Source organism: Anaeromicrobium sp. (assembly GCF_025210435.1).
In the GTDB taxonomy this organism is placed as follows: Bacteria; Bacillota; Clostridia; order Peptostreptococcales; family Thermotaleaceae; genus Anaeromicrobium.
The window spans coordinates 1-5,017 of the sequence record NZ_JAOART010000041.1; the positions used below are offsets into that span (position 1 = coordinate 1).

Consider the following 5,017-nt stretch of genomic DNA (forward strand, 5'->3'; position numbering starts at 1 on the left):
AAAATCTTTGGAACCCTGGAACGTCACAACATCCTATTCTACTCCAACATGACACGTGAACCTATATACGAAGATTCACACTTTCGCTTGTGACAAGGACTTGGGTGGAAAAGATTTTCAATATATTTTCCTGAAATAGGCTCACATAAAGCAATTTTATACACCAGAAATCTATATAGATTTATCAACTCAAAGTTAAGTTTATACAATAACTTATCTATTAAGGTAAATCTATATTTACAAATTTTTTTTATGATTATGGAACAAATTTCTTATATCCACATAAAGTATTAGTACAAAGAAAATTTTCAGGAGGTGAAATCATGAAGGATCTGTCTAATCATGCTTTTGCTTATGTTTTAAATTCTAGTCTATTATCCCCTGAGGAGCAGGAGGAATTTGAAAAGTTTCGTAATGAATATAAAAATAAAAATAAAAGACAAATTTCTAGAGATATTTTAAGATTGAAGTCAAGGGTTAGTCAAGATGTTATTGATCAACATATACAAAACTTAGATGCCCTAGCTCAAATGCAGGGTTTTGTAACGGATGAGACACGTTCAAATATAGAGTATGTAAAGAGGCTTCTTTCCCAAAATACTAGAGTTAGACCTGGTGCAAATTCCTATCCACCCCAACAACAATACGTAAGTGGTACTAGTTTACTATTATGGTTTTTAATATTAGCTGCCATTTGGTAAGGCATATGAAAATCCTACTTCTTTAATCCCAATAGTTTCCTAAATATAATTTACACATAAAAATGGTGTAATAAAGGGTCCTTTATTACACCATTTTTGTTTTAGGTACTCCTCCTAAAAGGAAGGGGGACAAGATACCCATATGACCTTTGCAACTCTTTTAAAGGAATTTTCCAAGTAATGATCCTTATCTGCTTTAAAGTAAAAACTCTCATCCTTGTTTACCTTATATTTTGATTTTCCAAGTACCACATATACACTTCCTGATAATACATATCCAAACTCTTCCCCTTCATGGGGTTTATCCATATTTGATTGACCTCCACTTTCAATGGTCATAAGTATGGGCTCCATGACATTTTTTTGTGCATTAGAGATTAACCAATCTATAGAATGTTTAAATTTGTCGTTTTCACTAGATATTATTTCTTCTTTTGTATATACTACCTTCTTTTCAATAGGATTACTAAAAAACTTTTCAATGTCCGTTCCTAAGGCTTCTAATATATCCATTAAAGTAGCTATAGATGGAGATGTTAAATCCCTCTCTATTTGAGAAATAAATCCTTTTGTCAAATCTGACCTTATGGCAAGTTCCTCTTGAGTAAGGCCATTTACAGTCCTTAATGATTTTATTTTTGAACCAATTTCCATACGTACCAATCCCCACAGTTTTTTTATTCTTTATATTATTTTTTGTGAACTACAGTTTTTTACATTTTTCTAATTATTAATTTGGTATAATCATTCTATGCTAGTATTATAACACAAGGGGGAATTATAATGTCTTTTGAAACACCTTTCACAGACAATATAAAGTCTATCAAATATGATTTAAGTGAGCAAATTTTAACAATAGAGTTTTCCGACGGAGAAATGTATAATCATTATGGAGTCCCCAAATATGTCTATAGTGACTTAACCAAAGCTCCAATTCGTGGGTATTTCTTACATAATAGGATTCGTAATAATTATCCTCATAAAAGAGTTACTGGTTTTTAAAATAACTAAATCATCATAAAGCAAATGTATATTTGCTTTATTTTTTTATTTAACTATCCTTCTCCTGTAATATTCCTATGTTTAATAATACTTAATATTCTTTTTCTTGGCAACAATAAATTATTACTCCCCATATGCATTTATAAACTCAAAGCTTTAACCATACAGTAACTTGTCTAAAAAGGGAGCATATAAAGCCACTTTCCCCATGATAAATCTAGTTTAGTTAAATACTTTTCACAATATACACCTTTTTACATAAAATAAATATTATTGGATTATTTATAATGGGAGGTAAATTATATGAGAAATATGAAATTAAAGCCACCAAAGTCTCCTCCAAGTTTAATACCAACTCCTTCCAACTTATTAGAAAAAACAAATTACAAGGAACTCTGTAACTGTTTTGACACATGTACTTATATATGGGATAAAAGGGGTTCATCCTTTTGGGCCTGGATAAACTCTATTCAAAAGGACCATGTAAGTTGTCAAGTTTGGGAAAAAAATAAATGGCAAAATAGACAACTTCATAAGGATGCCATAAGTCATTTTATATCTGTGAAGCCAACATCCTTAGAAATAAATCCAAGAAACAGGAATAACAATACTTTTGGCCAAAGATTCACTTCCTTTCCCAAAGCAGATCCTAATTGGTTTCATAGGGGATTTCCTTCTAAAATAGTAGTTGAAGAAACACAAGGATCTCTTCTAGACTATGTTCCCATCAATGTATATGCTAAAATAAGTACTCCATCTATGTTTTTAATACTACCTAAATATGAAGATAGGTTAGGATACTTAGATATGAATGGAACCTTTGTAAAAGAGTATAATAAACCCATATCCTTTAAAAGGGGACAGAAAATCTTTACTATACTAATAGATAAAAATGCTAATGTGGCAAGGGGTTCTCATCTACTATGCACTTCCTACTGGAGCCTTTTATCCCAAGCTAGTGGCCTAGAACCAGATGTGATTTCCAGTAATACTATACATTTAAACTTCGGTATTGATAAATCAGAATTTTACCAACTTGGAAATAGTACAGGTATATATAGTCCTGATCCGGAAAAGGAAAAGGAATATTTTCATCAATTGAGAAAAATTGATTCTACCATTTATACCCAGTCCTTCAGAAAAAAAATAAATATAGAATCTAAAGAAGAATTAAGTATTCACGTGGACTTTGAACCCCAATCAAAGGCACAAAAAATTGCTGCCTATCAACTTTGTCAACAATTTTCAATAAGACCTGGCAAGAGACTTCTAGACTATGTGGATAAATTAAATGATAAAAAATACAATCCTTACGCAACCTTTAGTAAAGCGCAATTTGATTACAATGCCTATAGCTATAAAACTAAATACTGTGAAAAATCCCTAGTATTAGAACCTTAGAACAAATTTTCATATGCCTAAGTCTAAAATTCTTTATAGTACAAAAATAAACTGCCTAAAATCCTTCAAAGGATTTTTAGGCAGTCTTAGGCATATGAAAGAAATAAATTAGTCAGTTCTCTGAGGGATTTGGATTATTTTCAAGGCATGGTGAGCGAGCATATTGAACATATGCAAGCGATTCCATAACGAAGAAAATAATTCAAATAACCAGTGAAATGACTAATTTATTTTTTGAATATGCCTTAACTTAATATTTAAGGCATAATAACTATATTATTTACAACGGGCCTTTCACGACCATCAGAAGGTCTATTTAAAAGGGCTCCATTATAGTACATGGCACTTGAGCCACCGCCATCTAAGTTATATGCTTCCTTTACTCCTAGTTCTAATAACTTATCTTGTACCCTTTCAAGGCTCACACCTTTACTCCATTTTTCCTGTCTTCCATCTATTACAATCATAATCAAATCATCATTAGAATATTTTCCTATGATAGTTCTAGGTTGATTAGTTTTAGCCCATTTAGAAGGGATTTGTATCTTTTGAAAATCCCTAATTAAAACAGGAGTAAAACTAACCCCCTGATAAGGATTTAAATTCATTATATCCCCTTCTGTTTTAGGTACTGTTCCTATAACTTGTCCCCTTTTATTGATTCCTGTAAAGAACAAATCTCCAGGGTATCCGTTAAAAGGCTCCACTAGATTACCATTAATTACTGTATTACCTATTAACTGAGCATAACTCTTTCCATTTCTATTCTCTGTATAAAAACCTCCACCGTTAATGGCCAAAATTCCACCTATTCTTTTAGCTGCCTTTGATGTGGTTTCTAGTTTACCTAAAGTGTCTTTTCCTAACACAACTTTAAATGCATTTGGATCAAATAATTTGATTTTGGCAATATATCCCCTATAACCTAATTCTGCCAATTTAAATATTTTTATTTCTGTCTTACTACTTATATGTGTCTTTACTGCTGGACCTAACATTTCTAGTATTTTTTGTTCATATATATCATTTGATAATTTTCTTTGGTTATCACTTTTATCGGATAACTCTGTTATCAATTCATTTTGTTGATTAAATACTTCCTTTTGTTGCTCCACTATTAATCCAAATTCTTCTATAGATTCCTCTAAATCCTCTACACTTTTCCCTAGTGATTCCACCGATTGGCTCATACTAGCAGTATTCATAACTAGGTACTTACTCTCATCTACAAATTCTTGACTCACCATAAAAATTCCTATAAAAGGTGCCAATAAAAACAAGAAAAATATGTTAATTTTTGACATTTGGTGCCTCCTGAAGTACTTTTAGGGTGCTTTCTAACTTCTTTAGCTGAGAGTCAAGAGACTTTAATTTATCATCTATCTTTCCTTGCACTTGTGCAGAGTCACTAATAGAACTATCCGTATCTCTTATACTGCTTCTTAAATCCTTTATTTCCGCAGTTAATAATTGTATTTGCTCATTTACTCCTTTTATGTTCAAGGCATTTTCCTGTTGAACCTTTTGTATAGAAGTATCTATATAGTTTTTAGCATATGTGTATCCATAATATGAAACAGCTGACCAAACCCCTGCACTAACTATAAATATTAAAATACTTATCCATATACTTTTCCCTTTTTTCTTTTCTTTTCTGCTCTCCATAATACCATCCTTTCATATGAGGTCCACATTTTATAATACTACCATAAGACATTCATATTATCAATTTAATAAAGATTACAGTTTTCTTAATTTTTTGTGACTAACACTATAGATTTCGTAACACTAAGATTTCTTTATACAGTAACTTGCCTTTAAGGGAAAATATATTGAAAATCTTTGGAACCCTGGAACGTCACAACATCCTATGCTACTCCAACATGACTCATGAACCTATATACGAAGATTCA

Annotated in this window: 6 protein-coding genes; 3 read left to right on the forward strand and 3 right to left on the reverse strand. The window is 31.3% G+C overall.

What is annotated here, in order from left to right; all coding sequences use genetic code 11:
- Nucleotides 1-323: 323 nt before the first annotated feature.
- Nucleotides 324-701 (forward strand): hypothetical protein, encoded by a 378-nt coding sequence (locus N4A57_RS04775; RefSeq protein WP_293656458.1) that lies wholly within the window; start codon nt 324-326, stop codon nt 699-701.
- A gap of 114 nt (nt 702-815) precedes the next feature.
- Here the strand turns inward: N4A57_RS04775 and N4A57_RS04780 are convergent, their stop codons facing one another.
- Nucleotides 816-1,355 carry a helix-turn-helix domain-containing protein gene (locus N4A57_RS04780; protein ID WP_293656460.1) on the reverse strand — a complete coding sequence of 180 codons (540 nt, stop codon included), beginning with the start codon at nt 1,353-1,355 and terminating at the stop codon, nt 816-818.
- A gap of 129 nt (nt 1,356-1,484) precedes the next feature.
- On the opposite strand from N4A57_RS04780, the gene N4A57_RS04785 reads away from it, so the two are divergent.
- Both N4A57_RS04785 and N4A57_RS04790 read left to right on the forward strand, forming a co-directional pair.
- Nucleotides 1,485-1,703: a KTSC domain-containing protein gene (locus N4A57_RS04785; protein ID WP_293656461.1), complete on the forward strand. Its 219-nt coding sequence runs from the start codon at nt 1,485-1,487 to the stop codon at nt 1,701-1,703.
- Between the two features lie 303 nt (nt 1,704-2,006).
- Nucleotides 2,007-3,104 carry a hypothetical protein gene (locus tag N4A57_RS04790; protein ID WP_293656462.1) on the forward strand — a complete coding sequence of 366 codons (1,098 nt, stop codon included), beginning with the start codon at nt 2,007-2,009 and terminating at the stop codon, nt 3,102-3,104.
- A 257-nt stretch (nt 3,105-3,361) separates the two neighbouring features.
- Here N4A57_RS04790 and N4A57_RS04795 read toward each other — a convergent pair whose 3' ends face one another.
- Together N4A57_RS04795 and N4A57_RS04800 are read right to left on the reverse strand one after the other, a co-directional pair.
- Nucleotides 3,362-4,408 carry a phosphodiester glycosidase family protein gene (locus N4A57_RS04795; RefSeq protein ID WP_293656464.1) on the reverse strand — a complete coding sequence of 349 codons (1,047 nt, stop codon included), beginning with the start codon at nt 4,406-4,408 and terminating at the stop codon, nt 3,362-3,364.
- A complete protein-coding gene (locus N4A57_RS04800) occupies nt 4,395-4,769 on the reverse strand; it encodes a hypothetical protein (RefSeq protein ID WP_293656465.1) in 375 nt (124 codons plus the stop codon). The genes N4A57_RS04795 and N4A57_RS04800 overlap by 14 nt, the downstream gene beginning before the upstream one ends.
- Between the last annotated feature and the right edge of the window lie 248 nt (nt 4,770-5,017).

Coding starts and splice junctions, on each gene's coding strand:
- N4A57_RS04775 (WP_293656458.1), top strand. CDS start 324: ATGAAGGATCTGTCTAATCATGCTTTTGCTTATGTTTTAAATTCTAGT.
- N4A57_RS04780 (WP_293656460.1), bottom strand. CDS start 1,355: ATGGAAATTGGTTCAAAAATAAAATCATTAAGGACTGTAAATGGCCTT.
- N4A57_RS04785 (WP_293656461.1), top strand. CDS start 1,485: ATGTCTTTTGAAACACCTTTCACAGACAATATAAAGTCTATCAAATAT.
- N4A57_RS04790 (WP_293656462.1), top strand. CDS start 2,007: ATGAGAAATATGAAATTAAAGCCACCAAAGTCTCCTCCAAGTTTAATA.
- N4A57_RS04795 (WP_293656464.1), bottom strand. CDS start 4,408: ATGTCAAAAATTAACATATTTTTCTTGTTTTTATTGGCACCTTTTATA.
- N4A57_RS04800 (WP_293656465.1), bottom strand. CDS start 4,769: ATGGAGAGCAGAAAAGAAAAGAAAAAAGGGAAAAGTATATGGATAAGT.